The organism is Modicisalibacter sp. 'Wilcox', from assembly GCF_010993675.1.
Classification (GTDB): Bacteria; Pseudomonadota; Gammaproteobacteria; order Pseudomonadales; family Halomonadaceae; genus Modicisalibacter; species Modicisalibacter tunisiensis.
Genome location: NZ_WNXF01000014.1, coordinates 24,217 through 41,771, shown reverse-complemented (window position 1 = coordinate 41,771; position 17,555 = coordinate 24,217). Strand labels below are relative to the sequence as shown.

At 69.7% G+C, this 17,555-nt stretch carries 16 protein-coding genes; 3 read left to right on the top strand and 13 right to left on the bottom strand.

Translation table 11 applies throughout. The features are described 5' to 3' along the window. Positions 1 to 22: 22 nt before the first annotated feature. Positions 23 to 2,170: an ATP-dependent DNA helicase DinG gene (dinG, locus tag G7A98_RS13040; protein WP_163650115.1), complete on the bottom strand. Its 2,148-nt coding sequence runs from the start codon at positions 2,168 to 2,170 to the stop codon at positions 23 to 25. Positions 2,171 to 2,302: 132 nt separating this feature from the next. After that, positions 2,303 to 3,577, bottom strand: a complete 1,275-nt coding sequence (rhlB, locus tag G7A98_RS13035; RefSeq protein ID WP_163650114.1) for an ATP-dependent RNA helicase RhlB — start codon at positions 3,575 to 3,577, stop codon at positions 2,303 to 2,305. Between the two features lie 144 nt (positions 3,578 to 3,721). Between rhlB and G7A98_RS13030 the strand changes: the two genes are divergently transcribed. Together G7A98_RS13030 and xthA are read left to right on the top strand one after the other, a co-directional pair. Further along, positions 3,722 to 3,961, top strand: coding sequence for a hypothetical protein (locus G7A98_RS13030; protein ID WP_163650113.1), 240 nt, complete (start codon positions 3,722 to 3,724; stop codon positions 3,959 to 3,961). Then, positions 3,961 to 4,776, top strand: coding sequence for an exodeoxyribonuclease III (gene xthA, locus G7A98_RS13025; protein WP_163650112.1), 816 nt, complete (start codon positions 3,961 to 3,963; stop codon positions 4,774 to 4,776). The genes G7A98_RS13030 and xthA overlap by 1 nt, the downstream gene beginning before the upstream one ends. Before the next feature lie 7 nt (positions 4,777 to 4,783). Here xthA and G7A98_RS13020 read toward each other — a convergent pair whose 3' ends face one another. The 8 genes from G7A98_RS13020 to G7A98_RS12985 form a co-directional block, all read right to left on the bottom strand. Then, positions 4,784 to 6,013 carry a hypothetical protein gene (locus G7A98_RS13020; RefSeq protein WP_240464750.1) on the bottom strand — a complete coding sequence of 410 codons (1,230 nt, stop codon included), beginning with the start codon at positions 6,011 to 6,013 and terminating at the stop codon, positions 4,784 to 4,786. 8 nt (positions 6,014 to 6,021) lie between these two features. Next, positions 6,022 to 6,768 (bottom strand): energy transducer TonB, encoded by a 747-nt coding sequence (locus G7A98_RS13015; protein WP_163650110.1) that lies wholly within the window; start codon positions 6,766 to 6,768, stop codon positions 6,022 to 6,024. Next, positions 6,768 to 7,172: a biopolymer transporter ExbD gene (locus G7A98_RS13010; protein WP_163650109.1), complete on the bottom strand. Its 405-nt coding sequence runs from the start codon at positions 7,170 to 7,172 to the stop codon at positions 6,768 to 6,770. Before G7A98_RS13010 ends, G7A98_RS13015 begins: the two co-directional genes overlap by 1 nt. Beyond that, on the bottom strand, positions 7,165 to 7,698 hold the full coding sequence (locus G7A98_RS13005) for a MotA/TolQ/ExbB proton channel family protein (protein WP_163650108.1): 534 nt from the start codon (positions 7,696 to 7,698) through the stop codon (positions 7,165 to 7,167). The genes G7A98_RS13010 and G7A98_RS13005 overlap by 8 nt, the downstream gene beginning before the upstream one ends. Next, on the bottom strand, positions 7,682 to 9,082 hold the full coding sequence (locus G7A98_RS13000) for a MotA/TolQ/ExbB proton channel family protein (protein ID WP_163650107.1): 1,401 nt from the start codon (positions 9,080 to 9,082) through the stop codon (positions 7,682 to 7,684). Before G7A98_RS13000 ends, G7A98_RS13005 begins: the two co-directional genes overlap by 17 nt. Continuing rightward, positions 9,079 to 9,912 carry a DUF3450 domain-containing protein gene (locus G7A98_RS12995; RefSeq protein WP_240464749.1) on the bottom strand — a complete coding sequence of 278 codons (834 nt, stop codon included), beginning with the start codon at positions 9,910 to 9,912 and terminating at the stop codon, positions 9,079 to 9,081. Before G7A98_RS12995 ends, G7A98_RS13000 begins: the two co-directional genes overlap by 4 nt. Positions 9,913 to 10,066: 154 nt before the next feature. Further along, positions 10,067 to 10,993 (bottom strand): FAD-binding protein, encoded by a 927-nt coding sequence (locus G7A98_RS12990; RefSeq protein ID WP_163650106.1) that lies wholly within the window; start codon positions 10,991 to 10,993, stop codon positions 10,067 to 10,069. Positions 10,994 to 11,007: 14 nt separating this feature from the next. Further along, positions 11,008 to 11,757, bottom strand: coding sequence for an electron transfer flavoprotein subunit beta/FixA family protein (locus G7A98_RS12985; protein ID WP_163650105.1), 750 nt, complete (start codon positions 11,755 to 11,757; stop codon positions 11,008 to 11,010). Between the two features lie 323 nt (positions 11,758 to 12,080). On the opposite strand from G7A98_RS12985, the gene G7A98_RS12980 reads away from it, so the two are divergent. Next, positions 12,081 to 13,724 carry an electron transfer flavoprotein-ubiquinone oxidoreductase gene (locus G7A98_RS12980; protein WP_163650169.1) on the top strand — a complete coding sequence of 548 codons (1,644 nt, stop codon included), beginning with the start codon at positions 12,081 to 12,083 and terminating at the stop codon, positions 13,722 to 13,724. 153 nt (positions 13,725 to 13,877) lie between these two features. Here G7A98_RS12980 and G7A98_RS12975 read toward each other — a convergent pair whose 3' ends face one another. Genes G7A98_RS12975 through G7A98_RS12965 form a run of 3 tightly spaced genes read right to left on the bottom strand, consistent with a single transcriptional unit; the run spans position 13,878 to position 17,540 of the window. After that, on the bottom strand, positions 13,878 to 14,711 hold the full coding sequence (locus G7A98_RS12975; protein WP_163650104.1) for a sulfurtransferase: 834 nt from the start codon (positions 14,709 to 14,711) through the stop codon (positions 13,878 to 13,880). A 55-nt stretch (positions 14,712 to 14,766) separates the two neighbouring features. Beyond that, positions 14,767 to 16,971, bottom strand: a complete 2,205-nt coding sequence (locus tag G7A98_RS12970; protein WP_163650168.1) for an ATP-dependent helicase — start codon at positions 16,969 to 16,971, stop codon at positions 14,767 to 14,769. Continuing rightward, the gene (locus G7A98_RS12965) at positions 16,971 to 17,540 is read right to left on the bottom strand and encodes a DUF1285 domain-containing protein (RefSeq protein ID WP_163650103.1); all 570 of its coding nucleotides are present in this window, start codon (positions 17,538 to 17,540) and stop codon (positions 16,971 to 16,973) included. Before G7A98_RS12965 ends, G7A98_RS12970 begins: the two co-directional genes overlap by 1 nt. Positions 17,541 to 17,555: the final 15 nt, after the last annotated feature.

Genomic DNA, 17,555 nt, shown 5'->3' with positions numbered 1-17,555 from the left:
TTGAAGGCCTTTCAGGCGTCGCTCAGGTTGACGCGCCGACGGCCACGCCGTCGATCTCGCGGCGAAACGGCGGCAGCGAGTCGAGCAGCGCCCGGCCGTAGCGCCGGGTCAGCACCCGTCGATCGAGCAGCGTGATGCGCCCCTCGTCGGCCTCCTTGCGAATCAGCCGGCCGCAGGCCTGGACCAGCTTGATCGAGGCATCCGGCACGGCGATGCGCATGAAGGGGTTGCCGCCGCGGCTCTCGATCCACTCCGCCAGGGTCGCGCCCACCGGGTCGTCGGGCACGGCGAACGGCAGTCGGGTGATCACCACATGGGTCAGGTAGTGGCCCGGCAGATCGATTCCCTCGGCGAAGCTGGCCAGACCGAAGATGATGCTGCCCTCCCCGGCGTCGACCCGCTTGCGATGCCGATCCAGCAGCTCGCGCTTGGGCAGGCGGTCCTGGGCCAGCACCCGCTCGCGCAACGCACTCGGCAGGGCCTTCTCGACGGCACGCAGCTGCGCCCGCGAGGAGAACAGCATCAGCACCGCCTCGTCCGGCGCCAGCGCGGCGACGAAATCGATGATCGCCCTCTCGTGCGCCTCGCGATCGGCCGGGTCGGCCGCCGCCCGGGGCACGCTGAGTACCGCCCGCGAATAGTCGAAGGGGCTGGGCAGGCGCTGGTAGCGGTAGCGATTGGCCAGCCCCGCCCGCTCCTGAAGCCGCTCGAAGCGGCCCAGCGCGGTCAGCGTCGCCGAAGTCACCACCGCGCCATGACAGCTGCCCCAGAGGTGGCGCGCGAGGGTCTCGGCGGCCGACACCGGGCTGGCGGCATAGGTCAGCTCGCTGTCGCCGCCCGGCGTCTCGAACGTGAGCCAGCGCGCCCGGGGCGGCTCGCCCTCGGGGTCGTTCTCCGCCATGGCCTGCCACAGGGCATGGGCCTCCAGGGCACGGCCGTGCAGCAGGGCCACCAGCGGCAGCCAGCTTTCGGCCTGCTCGCGGGGCAGCCCCGTGGATTTTTCCGGATCCAGGCTTTCACGCAGGATCTCGCTCATGGTCTCGAGCTGACGCGACAGCTCGGCGAACGGCGTCACCAGCGCGTCGGACAGTTCGCGCAGCGCCTCCGGCGCCTGCCCCCGGGGGAAGCGGTGATGGCGGGTCTCGCCGCCGGCACCTTCCGGCAGATCGGCCAGCTGATGGCCCAGCGAGAAGGCCTCGCCGAGGCGCGGCTCCAGGGCGGCGATGAGCTCGGGGAAACCGGCCAGGATGCGTGCCAGGGTCGGCTGTCCGCCCAGGGCGGCGTTGAGCTCGGTCAATGATTTCTTGAGGGTGCGCAGCCAGCGCAGCGTGGCATTGACCCCGAAGCGGTGGTGAAAGTGCTCCAGCGCCTTGTCGGGCAGGTGATGCCCCTCGTCGAAGATGTAGATGCAGTCCTTCGGCGCCGGCAGCACCACCCCGCCGCCCAGCGACAGGTCGGCCAGCACGAGGTCGTGATTGGCGACGATCACGTCGGCCTGATCCAGCCGTCGACGGGCACGGAAGAAGGCACAGGCCCCGAAATGGCCGCAGCGCCGGTTGGTGCACTGGCGATGATCGGTGGTCAGGCGTCGCCAGTCGGTCGGCTCGATCGCCTCGGACCAGCTGTCGCGATCGCCTTCCCAGCGGCCGTTGCCGTAGGCCTCGGCGAGATCGTTGACCAGCGCCTGAAAGCCGTCGCCGTGGGCGGCGCTCTCCGCCGGATCGAACAGCGACAGGGTGGGATTCTCCTCGCCGCCGTCGAGCAGCTGGTCGAGCTTGGCCACGCACAGGTAGCGACCGCGCCCCTTGGCCAGCGCATAGTCGAACGTCAGGCCGCTGTGGGCCTGGAGCGCCGGCAGGTCCTGGTGCAGCACCTGTTCCTGCAGCGCGACCGTCGCGGTGGCGACGACCAGTCGCTTGCCGCGGACCCGGGCGACCGGCAGCGCGGCCAGCAGATAGGCCAGCGTCTTGCCCGTGCCCGTGCCCGCCTCGAGCACGCAGACGTGCTCGCTGGAGGTGCGCTGGCCGGCGTCATCGACCTCGATGCCGCCCAGCGTACGGGCGATCTCGGCGATCATCAGGCGCTGGCCGTAGCGCGGGGTCAGGTCGAGCCCCTCGAGCACGCGGCGATAGGCTTCCTGGATCTCGCCCTTCAGGGCCTCGTCTAGCATAAGCGTCCTAGCGGTAAGCCTTGAGCCGTAAGCGGCAAGAGAAAAACATTCCAGCCGAGCCCAACCTGGCTCTATGGGCGGCTCCGCCAAAGCTGCAAGCCTTTGCTTGAGGCTTGCAGCTTATAGCTGCCGTTAAAGCAGTCCTTCGGGCGGATGCTCGCAGGGCAGCTTGTCGTTGATGAAGCGTTCGATCTCGGGCAGCGAGAAGGCGTCCTCCTCGCCCACGAAGCTGATCGACACGCCCTTGGCGCCGGCGCGACCGGTCCGGCCGATGCGGTGCACGTAGTCCTCGGGATCTTCCGGCAGGGTGTAGTTGATGACGTGGCTGACGTCATCGATATGGATACCGCGGCCGGCCACGTCGGTCGCCACCAGCACCGTCAGCTCGCCCTCGCGGAAGCGCTCGAGGGTCTGGATGCGCTGGTTCTGCGGCACGTCGCCGGAGAGCATGGCCACATTGATGTCGGCCTTGCGCAGCAGGTCGTCGAGCTTGCGCACCAGATCCCGGCGGTTGCCGAAGACCATCACCCGTTCGAAGCTTTCCTGCTTGAGCAGGTTGACCAGCAGCCGCTGCTTGTCGGCGTCGCTGACCAGGTAGACCCGCTGGTCGATGTTGGCGGCGTTGTCGACGGTGACCTCGATCTCGACATGTGCCGGATTCCAGGTCCACTGCTCGGCCAGATTGAGGATGTCCTGGGTGAAGGTGGCCGAGAACAGGAAGGTCTGACGCTCCTCCTTCTTCGGCGTGTGGCGGATGATGCGCTTGACGTCCGGGATGAAGCCCATGGACAGCATGCGGTCCGCCTCGTCAAGTACCAGCACCTCGGTCTGGCTGAGGTCCACGTCGCGCTTCTGCTGGAAGTCCAGCAGGCGCCCGGGGGTGGCGACCAGGATGTCGAGCTTCTTGCCGAGCTGGTCACGCTGCTTCTGGTAGTCCATGCCGCCGACCACGCTGGCGACGTTGAGCGACGTGAAGCGGGCCAGCGCCTTGGCGTCCTTCTCGATCTGCAGCGCCAGCTCGCGGGTCGGCGCCACGATCAGCGCCCGCGGCGCCCCGGGCTTCTGGCCGTCCGGCGCGTCCTCCTCGAGGAAGTAGGCAAGGATCGAGATCAGGAAGGCGGCCGTCTTGCCGGTGCCGGTCTGGGCCTTGCCCACCACGTCACCGCCCAGCAGGGTGTGGATCAGCGCCTCGGCCTGGATCGGCGTGCAGTACTCGAAGCCCAGGGCATGGATGGCCCGCATCAGCGGCAGCGGCAGATCGAAGTCGTGGAAGCGCCACTTGCCGGCCATCGGCGGCACCTGGAACTGGCGCAGATCCCAGCTCGACGGCTTCTTGCGCGGCTTGCGACGCCGACGCTTGGGCTTGCGATTCTCGGCCGGGGCGGCTGTCTTTTCCGACTCACTCATAGGCTTGCGGTTGTTCCGGTTGCGTTGAAGGTGTCTATCATCGCGCCATTGTACCAGTCCTTGTCGAGCAGGGCTTGCACGGGTGACGCCGTCCGCCGGCAAGCTGGTAGACTAGGCGCAGAACCGATTCAGGACGTTTTTCCCATGACGCGCAAGAAGAAGACCCGCTCGCTGGCCGACAAGGTGACGATCCGTACCGGCCGGCGCAAGGATTATCGCCAGTGGCGCCACGACAATCCCGACGAGATCACGTCGTCGCGTCGCTACCTGCAGAAGAAGCGCCAGCAGCGCAAGCAGCAGGCCGCCCGCAAGCTGGCACGCCAGCAGCAGGCCACCACCCTCTCGCTGCACGGCGACAAGGACTCGCCGGGAGACGATGCCTGATGCGGCTGGTTTCCTTCAACATCAACGGCATCCGCGCCCGCCTGCACCAGCTGCAGGCGCTGATCGACAGCCACGCACCCGATGTCATCGGCCTGCAGGAAACCAAGGTCCACGACGACGAGTTTCCGCTCGAGGCCGTGCAGGCCATGGGCTATCACGTCCACTATCACGGCCAGAAGGGCCACTATGGGGTCGCCCTGCTCACCCGCCAGGCTCCCGAGGCGGTCTTATACGGCCTGCCCGATGACGGCGACGATGCCCAGCGGCGCCTGATCGGCGCCCGCCTGAGCGATGGCGACGGCGAGCCCCTGACCGTGTGGAACGGCTATTTCCCGCAGGGCGAGAACGTCGACCACCCGACCAAGTTCCCCCACAAGCGCGCCTTCTACGCCAGCCTGAGCGAGATGCTCGAGCACGACTACCGTCCCGACCAGCGGCTCGCGGTGATGGGCGACTTCAACATCTCGCCGGAGGATATCGACATCGGCATCGGCGAGACCAACCGCAAGCGCTGGCTGCGCGAGGGCAAGACCAGCTTCCAGCCCGTCGAGCGCGAGTGGCTCGAGCGTCTCAAGGACTGGGGGCTCGTCGACGGCTACCGGCTCTGCCATCCCCGCGATGCCGACACCTTCAGCTGGTTCGACTATCGCTCCAAGGGGTTCGACCGCGATCCCAAGCGCGGTCTGCGCATCGACTACATCCTGGTCACCGCACCGCTGGCCGAGCGGGTCACGGCCGCCGGCATCGACTACCCGCTGCGCGCCATGGAAAAGCCCTCCGATCACGCGCCGGTATGGCTCGAACTCGACCTCTGAGCCTGCCTCAGCGCTCGCCCGCCCCGGCGGGCGTCGTGACCACCTGCCCGTCATCGAGTGCCGCCAGCCAGGCCGCGGCCTGAGCGGCACCGGCCTCCCGGGCGGCCCGGAACGCCCGCCGTGCCGCGGCAACATCGCCCTGCTCGAAGGCCGCCACGCCCGTGAGCAACCAGTCGCGCGGGGTGGCATCGCCAGCCTCGCGCGCCTTCTGCAAGGCCTCCACCACCGTCTGCCGGCGCCCCCATCCATAGGCCAGCTCGCCCAGGCGACGCCAGTCATCCGCCCTCCCGCTGCGCTCGGCCACCTCCCGCCAGGCGACCAGCGCCTTGTCATGGGCACGAGCGGCACTCCAGGCCCGGGCGAGCAGCCGGCGATTGTCGAGGTCATCGGGCAAGCGCCCCCGGGCGAGTGCCGCGTCCAGCTGCTCGGCGGCGCGCGCCGGCGTGCCGCCCGCCAGATGCAGCTCGATGAGCCGGCGCAGGTCGGTCTCGCCCGTCAGCACGCCACGCCGCCGGCCGGCTTCCAGAATCGCCGCGGCGCGTCCGCGTTCGCCGAGCCGCTGGGCGAGCCCGGCGGCACGCCGCCAGACATCGGCCGGGGCGTCGTCATCGGCCAGAAGGACATCGAGCACGGCGAGCGCCGCCGCGTCGCGACCCGCGCGCTGATAGACGGCGGCGGCGAAGGACTGCCAGCGCTCGGGGAGGGCTCCGGAAGCCTGCCGCGCCCGATCGACCCACTGCGCGGCGGCCGCCCACTGGTCGAGATCGGCCCGGGCCTGCGCCATCAGCCAGGCGTCGTCGGCCGCACCCTCGCCACTCTCGAGCCAGCGCTTCAGCAGCGCGGCGCCCTGCTCGGTCTGCCCGGCACGCAGGCGCAGCCGGGCTTCCTGGTGCAGCCAGCGGCGCCGGTAGCGCGACTCGACGCCGTCGATGCCGCGCGCTTCGGCGAACAGGGCCGCGGCACGCACGTCGTTGCCGCGTTCCACCTCGGCCGTCGCCGCGATCTGCAGAAACAGGGCCCGCGCCCAGCGATCGGCGGCGTTGCCCCCCGCGAGGCGTTCGGCGGCGGCCTCGGCCTCCCGGGCGAGGACCGCCGGGTCGCCATCCCCGAGGCGCGCCTGCAGGCGCTCGAGGCTCGCCACCATGTCGGAACGCAAGGCCGGGGCAGCCTCACCGGCGCAAGGCACCAGCAGGCAAATCCCCAGCAGCCAGGCGACTCGGCTCGTTCGTGCTCCCATGATCGCCTTCATCCCCTGAGCTTGAATACCAGACGCTGGCGTGCCTCGCGGGGCCGCGAGGCGCGCGGGAACTGCCAGTCCGCGATCGCCTTCAGCGCCGCCCGGTCGAAGACATTCCGCGGCTCGGCATCGACCACGCGCAGCGAATCGCGATCGACGCTGCCATCCGGACGGATCGTGAAGCGCACCTCGACGTAGCCCTCGATACCGCGGCGCTGGGCGCGAGCGGGATAGGTCGGCGGCACCCGCCGGGTCGGCCGGGGCGAGTTCACCACCCCGTGATTGGCCGCCGGCGTCTGACTGGCGTCTTTCGGGGCCGAGTCGCCGGCCGGAGCCTCGGCGACCCGGGACGTCGGCTCCGGCTCGGGTTTCGACGCCGGTTTCGGCTGCGGCTCGGGCTGCGGCTCGGGCTGCTGCGTGGTCAACTCGGGCAGCCGCCGATCGAGCGGCAGCGCCGGTGCCCGCGGTGACGGCAGGTCGGGCGTCGGCACCGCTATCGGCTGCGTCGGGCTCGGCGAAGGAATCGCCGCCGGCGGTGGCGGCGACGGCATGGCCGCAGGCGGGCGCGGTGCCGCCTGTTCGGGCGCCGGCTCGCTCGAAGGCACCTGCTGCTGCGGTGCCTCGACCAACGCCACCGTCATCGGCGGCTGGATCTCGGGCCGCGGGTCGACCGGCGGCGCGACCAGCAGGGCCAGCAGCGTCAGCAGCACCAGCGCCAGCACCGCGCCCCCCAGTGCCCCCAGCAGATGACGCATCAGGGCCCGCCCCGCGTCGCCGCGACCGCCAGGTTGTCGACCCCGGCCTGACGAAGGCGATCCATCACCTCGATCAGCAGCCCGGTAGTGGCGTTGCGATCGGCCTGGATCACCACGGCACCATCATCGCCGATCAGCCCCGCCACCTTGCCGCCCACCCGGTGAACATCCACCGGCTCGCCGTCGACCCATACCGCCCCCTGCGGCGTGATCGCCACCATCACCCGGGCATCGGGCCGCGCCGTCGCCGACGAGGACTCGGGGCGCGCGATCTCCACCCCGCTTTCCTTGATGAAGCTGGTGGTAACGATGAAGAAGATCAGCATGATGAAGACGACGTCGAGCATCGGCGTCAGGTTGATCTCGGCGGTCTCGTCGTCGCGTGTCGTCCGGCGTCTACGCATGCCGTGCCTCCACGGCCCGCGCCATGCGATCGTGCAATCGCTGATCCTCGCGCCGAATGACCTGCTCCAGGCGGGTGACGAACAGCAGGCCGACCACCGCCACGGCCATGCCGGTCAGCGTCGGCAGCGTCGCCCGGGCCACGCCGTCGGCCATCGCCCGCGCCTGACCGGCCTGGGTCAGCGCCAGGCTGTCGAACACCTGGATCATGCCGGTGACGGTACCCAGCAGGCCCAGCAGGGGGCACAGCGCCACCAGCAGCCTGAGCCACGGCAGCGGTCGGCGCAGCCGGGCGATCAGCTCCCGGGCCCAGGTCTCGCGCAGTGTCAAGGCGCTCCAGCTCACATGATCGCGACGCATCGCCCAGCGCTCGATCAGTTCGCGCCGCGCGCGGCGATGGTGGAAGCGCCAGTAGAGGCCGCGCTCCAGCGCCAGCGAGAACAGCGCCATGGCGACCACCGCGATCAGCCCCAGCACCGTGCCACCGGCCTCGATCAATCGGCTCAGGGGCTCAATCGGTAGCCACATGCCCGCTCTCCCCGATTGCCTGACGGGATTCCAGATGCTCGGCGAGTACCGCGCTGGCCCGCCCCTCGAGCACGCCGATCAGCGTGCGGCTGCGGCTCGACAGCGCAGTCTGCGCGAACAGCAGCGGCACGGCGGTGATCAGGCCCAGCACGGTGGTCACCAGCGCCTGGCTGATGCCACCGGCCATCAATTGCGGATCGCCGGTGCCGAATACCGTGATCGACTGGAAGGTGACGATCATCCCGGTCACCGTGCCCAGCAGTCCCAGCAGCGGCGCCACCGCCGCCAGCAGCTTGACCAGCGGCTGGCCGCGCTCGAGGCGCGGCTGCTCGGCGAGCAGCGCCTCGTCGAGACGCGCCTCGAGTGCTTCCGGGACATACCCTTCGCCCAGCGCCCGGAAACGCTGGAGCACCCGACCCAGCGGATTGTCGTCGCGCAAGGCGGCGATATCCCGAAGCTGGCGCCGCAGTCGCAGCGATACCTGCAGCAGATAGATGTACTGGACCAGGGCCACCAGCAGGCCGAGGGAACCGAGCCCCACGATCACGTAGCCCACATAGCCGCCCTGCTGGAAGCGCTGCCACAGGCTCGGGCGCCGGGACAGGGCCTTGAGTACCTCGCCCTGCGTGGGGTCGATGGCCACACGGTCGCTTTCGCCCTGCTGAAAGGCACGCAGGGTATCGCTTACCGAACCGGGGGTGTGTTCGAGCATCGTCAGGGTGCCGTCGTCGCCCGGCGAACGCAGCAGCTGACCGTCGCTGAACGCCGCGAAGGCACCCAGGCGCATGACCTCGCGGGGCGCGACCGCCCCATCGCGGCCGGCTACCGGCGCCTCGAAGCGCACCGCGCGGCCGCTCTCGGCGGTGAGGTGCGCCAGGCTGTCCCCCAGTGCCGCAAGCCGGTCGAGATCGAGCAGCGCCTCGTCATCGGGACGCTCGGGCAGGCGGGCATCACCGCCCACCGTCAACCAGCCATCGCCCAGGTCGTCGCGCAACTCACCGATGCGCTGGCGGATCACGCCCTGCACGCCGTCCAGCCCGCCCGTCTGCGACTGGGCCTGTCGGCGCAGCTCATCGAGGCGCTGCTGCTGGTCGTCGCGTCGTGCCTCGAGGGTGTCGCGGCGCGACTGCGCCGCGTTCAGCCGCGCCCGAGCGTCGGTCAGCGCCTCGTCGAGCGCCTGGCGATCGTCGAGCAGCTCGCCGAGACGCCGGCGGTCCCGCGCCTCGGCGGCCCGGCTGTCAGCACGAAAGTCCTCGAGCACTCGGACCATCGAGGGGCGAGTGTCGCCGTCGGATGCTCCGGCATCGGCACCGTCCTGCTGCGCCTGAGCCAGCGAAGATACACCGAGCCCCGCCAGAACGATCGCCATCAGCGTACGTTTCATGAGTCGCCCTCCGTTTGCTCTCGAGACGCCCCTGAGGCCGCCTGCGAGGGGGCTTCCGGCGAGACGGACAACGGCAGGTCGAGCATCGCCGGGGCGCGCTCCTCGCGAGCGATGCGCAGGCCCTTGCGGACCTCGCGCCGCGCGTCACCATCCAGCGGCTGCCAGCGGTGCGCATCGGCCTGCCATACGCCGCCCTGCTCACCATTCGGCGTCAGGTAGTACCAGCCCACGCGGCCCACGCGCAGGTAGTCGACGGCCCGCGGCGCGCCCTCGGATGCCGTGTCGGGCTGCGCGTCAGACGGATAGAGAGGCCCGTGCCAGGCATCCACCTCGCGCCCGTAACCCAGCTCGGTGCGCCAGGCGGCGAGCACCCGATCCAGCTTGTCGGCAACCGACAGCTCAGCGCCGTCGAGCATTTGCTGCAGGCTGGCCAGACGCGCCTCACGCTCATCGCGCAGGAACGGCATGTCAGCCTCGACCAGCGCCTGCAGCCGCTCGACCAGCCGTCGAGTCAGCACCGGCAGGCGCTCACCGGCATCGGCCAGCTGTGCCACCGACCGCTCGCGCTTGCCGATGGCCCGAGCCTGACGCTCGACCTGACGCGCGAGCTCTTCATCATAGGCCTCGAGCCGACTCGCCTCGCGACGGACGCGGCGCAGTTCACGCAGGGCCTGGCGCGTCTGGTCGTCCGCCGCATCGATGCGTGCCTGCAACTTTGCCTGGCGCTGCTGGGCCTCGACCGCCGTCTCGTTCAACGACGCCGCCTGGGCCGTCCCGAGAACCCCCGCCGCGACGAGCAGGCAGGCCATCGTCATACCGACCTTGTTCACACTGCAGCTCCCTTCGTTGGTCCGGCACCGGCCGGAAATGCCCGACACGCTAATGCAAAATACAACCATTATCAACGGATAATCTAGTGCCAGAACGCGCCAGGGCCGGCTCATGGAGCCGGCCCTGGTCGGACACCGTCACGGCGAACCGTGCCTAGAGCTTCTGCTCGAGTTCCGGCAGCACCTCGAAAAGGTCGCCCACCAGGCCGTAATCCGCCACCTGGAAGATCGGCGCCTCCTCGTCCTTGTTGATGGCGACGATCACCTTGGAGTCCTTCATCCCCGCCAGGTGCTGGATGGCGCCCGAGATGCCCACGGCGATGTAGAGGTCCGGGGCGACGATCTTGCCGGTCTGGCCGACCTGCATGTCGTTGGGTACGAAGCCGGCGTCCACCGCGGCGCGCGAGGCGCCGATGGCCGCGCCCAGCTTGTCGGCGATGCCCTCGAGCAGCTGGAAGTTCTCGCCGTTGCCCATGCCGCGGCCACCGGAGATCACCACCCGGGCGGCGCCCAGCTCGGGGCGCTCGCTCTGCTCGAGCTGTTCGTCGACGAAGGACGAGAGGGCGTTGTCGACCGCTCCATCGACGGCCTGGATCGTCGCACTGCCCGTCTCGCCCACCGCGTCGAAGGCGGTGGTGCGCACGGTGATCACCTTGAGCGCATCGCCCGACTGCACGGTGGCGATGGCGTTGCCGGCGTAGATCGGCCGCTTGAAGGTGTCGGTGCTCTCGACGCTGAGAATGTCGGAGAGCGCGGCGACGTCCTTGAGCGCGGCGAGTCGCGGCAGGACATTCTTGCCGGTGGTGGAGGCGGCGGCCAGCACGTGCGAGTAGTCGTCGGCGAGGCTGACCAGCAGGTCGGCCAGCGGCTCGGCGAGCTGGTGGGCGTAGACCGCGGCGTCGGCGACACGCACGCGGCGCACGCCGTCGAGTGTCGCGGCCGCCTCGGCCACGGCGGCGACGTTCTCGCCGGCGACCAGCACGTCGATATCGCCTCCGATCGCCTGCGCCGCGGCGACCACATGGGCGGTGGCGCCGGCGAGCTGACCGTCGTGATGTTCGGCGAGGACCAGAATGCTCATGAGATCAGCTCCTTTCAAAGGACTTTGGCTTCGTTCTTCAGCTTGTCGACCAGCTCGTCCACCGAGCCCACCTTGATGCCGCCCTTGCGCTCGGCCGGGGTCTCGACCTTGAGCTGGGTGGTGCGCGGGGCGATGTCGACGCCGAGTTCCTCGGGCGTCCGGGTCTCGAGCGGCTTCTTCTTGGCCTTCATGATGTCCGGCAGCTTGGCGTAGCGCGGCTCGTTGAGGCGCAGGTCGGTGGTGACCACCGCCGGCAGCGTGAGCGCCACGGTCTGCAGGCCACCGTCGATCTCGCGGGTGACGTCCACCGTGCCTTCCTTGACGTCGACCTTCGAGGCGAAGGTGCCCTGCCCCATGCCGGTCAGCGCGGCAAGCATCTGGCCGGTCTGGTTGTTGTCGGTATCGATCGCCTGCTTGCCGAGGATCACCAGCTCGGGCTGTTCGGCGTCGACCACCTGCTTGAGCAGCTTGGCCACCGCCAGCGACTCGACCCGCTCGTCGGTGGTGACATGGATGGCCCGGTCGGCGCCCAGCGCCAGGGCGGTGCGCAGCTGTTCCTGGGCGGCCTTGGGGCCGACGGTGACGGCGACGATCTCGGTGGCGATCCCGCGTTCCTTGAGGCGCACCGCCTCTTCCACGGCGATCTCGCAGAACGGGTTCATGGCCATCTTGACGTTGGTCAGGTCGACGTCGGAGTGATCCGCCTTGACGCGGATCTTGACGTTGTAATCGATGACGCGTTTGACCGCGACGAGTACTTTCATGGCGTCCTCGCTGGGTTAGAACCGGAAGGCATTAATTCATGCAAGCGTTTGATAGGGGAACCGGCCAAAACTGTAGTGTGCCACAGGTTTGAGTACCGCCCAAGATGGCGGCGCATCGCCCATGATACGGGCCTGCACCCCCTGCGATAGTGGAATATGACTAGCACCAATTCCGGGTAGAAGCAAACGATCGTTTTAATTATAGTAAGGGCTCCGAAAATTCAGCGACACGATGATTTTCGGTGACGCCTTTCGCGTGCCGAAGATCGGCATGGCCGCCCGCCACTGCCCTGACCGAGGAGATAGCCGTGGAACGCGAATACATGGACTTCGACGTGGTGATCGTCGGCGCCGGCCCCGCCGGCCTGTCCGCCGCCTGCCGCCTGATGCAGCAGGCCAATGAGGCCGGGCGCGAGCTGACGGTCTGCGTGGTCGAGAAGGGCTCCGAGGTCGGGGCACATATCCTCTCCGGCGCCATCCTCGAGACCCGTGCGCTCGACGAGCTGTTTCCCGACTGGGCCGAGCGCGGCGCCCCGCTGACCACCCCGGCCACCCGCGACGAGGTCCATCTGCTCAAGGATGCCGAGAAGACCTGGAAGCTGCCCGACGCCCTGGTGCCCGGCAGCATGCACAACGTCGGCCAGGGCCGCACCAACTACGTGATCAGCGCCGGCAACCTGTGCCGCTGGCTCGGCGAGCAGGCCGAGGCGCTGGGGGTGGAAGTGTTCCCGGGCTTCGCCGCCCAGGAGGTGCTCCACGCCGAGGACGGCACGGTGCGCGGCATCATCACCGGCGACATGGGCGTGGGCGCCGACGGCGAGCCCAAGGACGGCCACATGCCGGGCATGGAGCTACGCGCCAAGTACACCCTGTTTGCCGAGGGCGCACGGGGTCATCTCGGCAAGCGGCTGATCGAACGCTTCGACCTGGCCGCGGGCAAGGACCCGCAGCACTACGGCATCGGCCTCAAGGAACTCTGGGACGTGCCCGCCGAGGTGCACGAGCCCGGGCTGGTGCTTCACGGCTCCGGCTGGCCGCTGCCCGACGACACCCAGGGCGGCTTCTTCCTCTACCACGCCGAGAACCAGCAGGTGGTGGTGGGCCTGATCGTCGATCTCGCCTATACCAATCCCTGGCTCTCTCCGTTCGATGAATTCCAGCGCCTGAAGCATCACCCGCTGCTCAAGCGCTACCTGGAAGGCGGCTCGCGGGTGGCCTACGGTGCCCGGGCCATCGCCAAGGGCGGCATCAACTGTCTGCCGAGGATGACCTTCCCGGGCGGGCTGCTGATCGGCTGCGACGCCGGTACGCTCAACTTCGCCAAGATCAAGGGCCTGCACACCGCCATGAAGTCGGGGCTGGTGGCCGCCGAGACGGTCTTCGCCGCGCTGGCCGACGGCGACGAGGGCGGGCGCGAACTCACCGCCTTCACCGAGGCCTGGCAGGCGAGCTGGGCTCACGCCGAACTCGAGGAAAGCGCCAGCTTCGGCCCGGCGATCCACAAGTACGGCAACCTGCTGGGCGGCGCCTACAATGTCCTCGACCAGTGGCTGGGCGGCCGCCTGCCACGGGTCCATGACGCCACCCCGGACCACGCCCGGCTCAAGCCCGCCGACCAGGCGCAACCGATCGACTATCCGAAGCCGGACGGCAAGCTGTCCTTCGACAAGCCCTCCTCGGTGTTCCTTTCCAACACCAACCACGAGGAGGATCAGCCCTGCCACCTCAAGCTCACCGATCCCGAGGTGCCGATCCGCGACAACCTGCCCAGGTATGCCGAGCCGGCGCAGCGGTACTGCCCGGTGGGGGTCTACGAGGTGGTCGAGGACGATGCCGGCCGGCCGCGCTTCCAGATCAACTTCCAGAACTGCATCCACTGCAAGACCTGCGACATCAAGGACCCGGCGCAGAACATCACCTGGGTGGCGCCGGAAGGCGGGGGTGGGCCGAACTACCCGAACATGTAGGGGAACCCTGATTCATTGCTGCGCTCGATATCCTGGTCGCCGGCGGTGCTCGCAATCCTCATGTAGCAGGCTACACTCCGGTTTCTGCGCTCCGTCGGCGACCAGCCTCTCATCGCTCGCGACATGAATCAGCGCCCCCTCGACGGAGGCAGTTCAGCTTTCCCCGGTGGCAACGGGCCGGGCGGGATCGCGGATCCAGTGGCTCCAGGAGCCGGCATAGAGCTTCGGCAGCGCCCGGCCGGCAATGGCATAAGCGAGAATATCGTGGCAGGCGGTGACCCCGGAACCGCAGTAGCAGACCACCGACGCACCGCGGGGCAGCTCCGCCTCGAGCTCGGCCGGCGACTTGAAGCGGCCCTCGGCATCGAGATTGGCGGCGCTCGGTCGACACACGGCCCCGGGGATGTGTCCGGCGACGGGATCGATGGGTTCAACCTCGCCGCGGTAGCGTTCCCGGGCCCGGGCGTCGACCAGGGCCAGCTCGCCCTTCGCCACGGCGTCGGCATCAATCCATGCCGTGTCGTCGAAGGCCGGGGACCAGCCCGAGGGCGACCCCGGGAGGTCCGGCTCGCGGCTCTCGAGCACCCCGCCCGCCTCCTGCCAGGCGGCGATCCCGCCGTCGAGCACACGCACGTCGGGGTGCCCCGCCCAGACATGCAGCAGCCACCAGGCCCGCGCCGCCGCCAGCTGGCCACCGGCATCGTCGTAGACGATCACCGGCACCGCCGGCGTGATGCCCAACCGGTGCAACGTGGCGGTGAAGCGCCCCGGGTCGGGCAACGGATGACGCCCGCCCTCACCGGCCGGGTCGGACAGGTCCGCCTCCAGATCGAGATGCCGGCTGCCGGGCAGGCGACTCTCCCGCCACAGCCGACGCCCCGCATCGGCGTCGCCCAGACGGGCCCGGCAATCGAGAATCAGCACCGACCGGTCCTGCGCCAGCCAATCGCGTACCGTGGCGGCATCTATCAGCGTTTGCAGCGACATCTCTCGCCCTCCTCTTGTCCGCATGTTAATGCCTTGTGTGACGGCCACACACCGTCTATGGCTCCGCGCTTTCCAGCGGGGCACGCCGTGCGATGAGACGCCGCCGCCCGGCCTGGTCGAAACGGATCTCGAGAATCGGGTCGGCGGGCTGGCCTTCGATGACCAGAATCTCGCCCCCGCCGAACACGGCATGATGCACCCGCTGCCCGACCCGGTAAGCGCCCGTCCCGCCGCCAGACTCGACGGACGCGTCACGCGACGCCTGCAGCGCGATATCCTCGCGACCCACCGCCTTGAGATAGCGCGCCACCAGCTCGGGCTCGGCCACCGCAAGCGGCGCGTCGTCCGGGGCCTTTAGCATCCGGGCGACGCGCAGGCAGTCGGTCCAGGCGGTCTCCTGCAGGAAGCGGCTGGGACGATGCGTGCCGCCGTCATGCAGCAGCAGCAACTGCTCGCGGGCCCGCGTCGCCGCCACGTAGAAGAGACGCCGCTCCTCCTCGAGACGCTCGTCGTCGAGCGGGTTGTCCCGCGAATAAAGCGGAAAGTCTTCCTCGTTGAGTCCCCACAGCGCGACCAGCGGCCACTCCAGTCCCTTGGCGCCGTGCACGGTGGTGATCAGGACGCCCCCGTCACCGCCGGCCCCGTCGTGCCGGGTATCCGGGCGGCTGCCCAGCAGTTCGAGGAAGTCGTCGGGGGCCTGGGCCATCTCCTCGGCCTGCTCGATCAGCACGTCGAGCAGGCGCACGTCCTCCTCGCCCTTTTCGCGCCGGGCGGCAGCGCGCTTGAGCACCTTGTCGGCGTCCAGGCGCTCCACCACGTGCTCGAGCAGCCGGGCGGCCGGCAGCCCCCCCAGGCGCGGCAGCTCGCAGAGCAGCTCCCAACGGCGCTTGAGGTTGCGCCGCTGGACCGGCTTGAGCCCTTCCAGCAAGGGGTCCTGCCGCATCGGCCAGCGCTGGGTCTCGGCCAGCTGCCGCGTCACCGCTTCCAGGCGTTCGCGGGCGACGAAGGGCGTCGGCTGCGAAAACAGCAACAGCAGGTGCCCGGGATCCTGCAGGCGCCGCGGCTCGCGCGCCAGCTGCAGATAGCCGGCCAGCGCCTGAACCAGCGGCAGCCGGAAGACGAAACGATCCTCCCGGGCCAGCCGAAAGGGAATCCCCGCCCGCAGCAGCTGCAGCTGCACGGACACGGAGAGTGTCCAGCTGCGCACCAGCACGGCACACTCGGCGAGCCGCCCCTGCTGCTGCCGGGCCGTCAGCGCCTGCAGCAGCGGCGCGACTCCCTGGCCCTGCTCGATGCGCGTGTCAGGGTTGGTCGGCGCCGCCAGGCACAGCTGGTCGGGGCGCCGCCGGTTGCCGCGGATGGCATGGTTGGCGGCCAGCGCCAGGGCATGGCCGTGGCGGAAGGTCACCGACAGCGGGTAGTCGCGGGCAGCGCCGAAGGTGGCGGCGAATCGCTCGAGCATGTAGTCGGGGCGCGCACCGCGCCATTCGTAGATGCACTGGTTGGCGTCGCCGACCGCCATCACCGCGGCCCGATCTCCCGCCAGCAGGGCCAGCAGGCGCTGCTGGGCCTCGTTGATGTCCTGATACTCGTCGATGATCACATGGTCGAGGAACCCCTGGACCCGCGCCCGGGCGTCGCCATCACGGGCCAGGCAGCGCAGCGGTCGATACAGCAGGTCGGCGTAGGTCATGCGGCCGTGGGCTTCGAGCAGCGATTCCATGGCGTCGAAGGCGGCGACGAAATGTGCCGTACCCGCCCCCAGGTCCAGGCGCTCGTAGAGCACCTGCGGCGCGACCAGCTCGGCCTTGACCATCTCGCAGAAGTGGCCGAGGGCCTCGAGCCGGTCGGGCTCGAGTGCCGCCTCGCGGGTCGGGGCGTCGGCCTCGCCCAGCACCTGCTGGGTGGCCTGGCGCAACAGCCGCTCGCGCTGCCAGTCGGCGGTGAGCAGCTCGCGCGGCGCCAGCCGCCCCCAGCTCACCAGGCTGCGGGTCAGTCGATGGCCGATGGAGTGGAAGGTACGCACGTCGGGCAGCGCCAGGCCCGCCGGCGCCAGGGCCTCGAGCTTGGCGGCGAAGTCCTCGCGGGCCGCACGGTTGAACATCAGCACCAGCAGCCGGCGCGGCGGCACCCCCTGTTCGAGCAGGGCCAGTACCCGGGCGACCAGGGTGGTGGTCTTGCCGGCGCCGGCCACCGCGGCGACGCGCGCATGCCCGTCGCCATGCGCGACGACGGCGCGCTGCTCGTCGGTCAGGGGCATCAAGCGTCGGGCTCCAGCCGGCCCAGCGGTTGCCACACACCGCCGCTGACCAGCCCCCATTCCTCGCTACCCGCTACCTGGCGGCTCTCGGCCACGTCGAGCAGCCGGTAGTAGACGTTGCGATTGAGCCGGGCAGCCAGGCCGTGCCGCACCGGGACCTCGGGGATGACGTCGCCGCCGGGCATCGGGCTCAGGGCGAGCCGATGCTCGCGGCCCAGCACGAGCGTATCGCCCAGGTTGGTCGTCAGGCGCCAGCCGCCACCCGGCGCATCGGCTTCGCGGTCGGCATCGACGATCAGCAGGGGGCGATCCTCGACTTGAATGCGCCACTTCTCCACCGGCGAGACAAGGTAGTAATCGCCGTCGGCCTCGCGGCGCAGGATGGTCGACAGCAGGCGCACCAGGCGCGGGCGCGACATCACCCGTCCTTCGTGATACCAGCGGCCATCGGCGGCGATGGACAGCGCCATGTCACCGCTCAGCGGCGGCGTCCAGGTTTCCAGCGGCGGCAGACTGGCAGGATCCGTCACCGCCGGCTCGACCTGGCCGATCAGCCCTTCCAGCATCATGACTTCCTCTCCCGG

Coding starts and splice junctions, on each gene's coding strand:
- G7A98_RS12970 (WP_163650168.1), bottom strand. CDS start 16,971: ATGCCCCTGACCGACGAGCAGCGCGCCGTCGTCGCGCATGGCGACGGG.
- G7A98_RS12990 (WP_163650106.1), bottom strand. CDS start 10,993: ATGAGCATTCTGGTCCTCGCCGAACATCACGACGGTCAGCTCGCCGGC.
- G7A98_RS13000 (WP_163650107.1), bottom strand. CDS start 9,082: ATGAAACGTACGCTGATGGCGATCGTTCTGGCGGGGCTCGGTGTATCT.
- G7A98_RS12965 (WP_163650103.1), bottom strand. CDS start 17,540: ATGATGCTGGAAGGGCTGATCGGCCAGGTCGAGCCGGCGGTGACGGAT.
- G7A98_RS13010 (WP_163650109.1), bottom strand. CDS start 7,172: ATGCGTAGACGCCGGACGACACGCGACGACGAGACCGCCGAGATCAAC.
- G7A98_RS13005 (WP_163650108.1), bottom strand. CDS start 7,698: ATGTGGCTACCGATTGAGCCCCTGAGCCGATTGATCGAGGCCGGTGGC.
- rhlB (WP_163650114.1), bottom strand. CDS start 3,577: ATGAGTGAGTCGGAAAAGACAGCCGCCCCGGCCGAGAATCGCAAGCCC.
- xthA (WP_163650112.1), top strand. CDS start 3,961: ATGCGGCTGGTTTCCTTCAACATCAACGGCATCCGCGCCCGCCTGCAC.
- G7A98_RS12975 (WP_163650104.1), bottom strand. CDS start 14,711: ATGTCGCTGCAAACGCTGATAGATGCCGCCACGGTACGCGATTGGCTG.
- dinG (WP_163650115.1), bottom strand. CDS start 2,170: ATGCTAGACGAGGCCCTGAAGGGCGAGATCCAGGAAGCCTATCGCCGC.
- G7A98_RS13020 (WP_240464750.1), bottom strand. CDS start 6,013: ATGGGAGCACGAACGAGCCGAGTCGCCTGGCTGCTGGGGATTTGCCTG.
- G7A98_RS12985 (WP_163650105.1), bottom strand. CDS start 11,757: ATGAAAGTACTCGTCGCGGTCAAACGCGTCATCGATTACAACGTCAAG.
- G7A98_RS13030 (WP_163650113.1), top strand. CDS start 3,722: ATGACGCGCAAGAAGAAGACCCGCTCGCTGGCCGACAAGGTGACGATC.
- G7A98_RS12980 (WP_163650169.1), top strand. CDS start 12,081: ATGGACTTCGACGTGGTGATCGTCGGCGCCGGCCCCGCCGGCCTGTCC.
- G7A98_RS13015 (WP_163650110.1), bottom strand. CDS start 6,768: ATGCGTCATCTGCTGGGGGCACTGGGGGGCGCGGTGCTGGCGCTGGTG.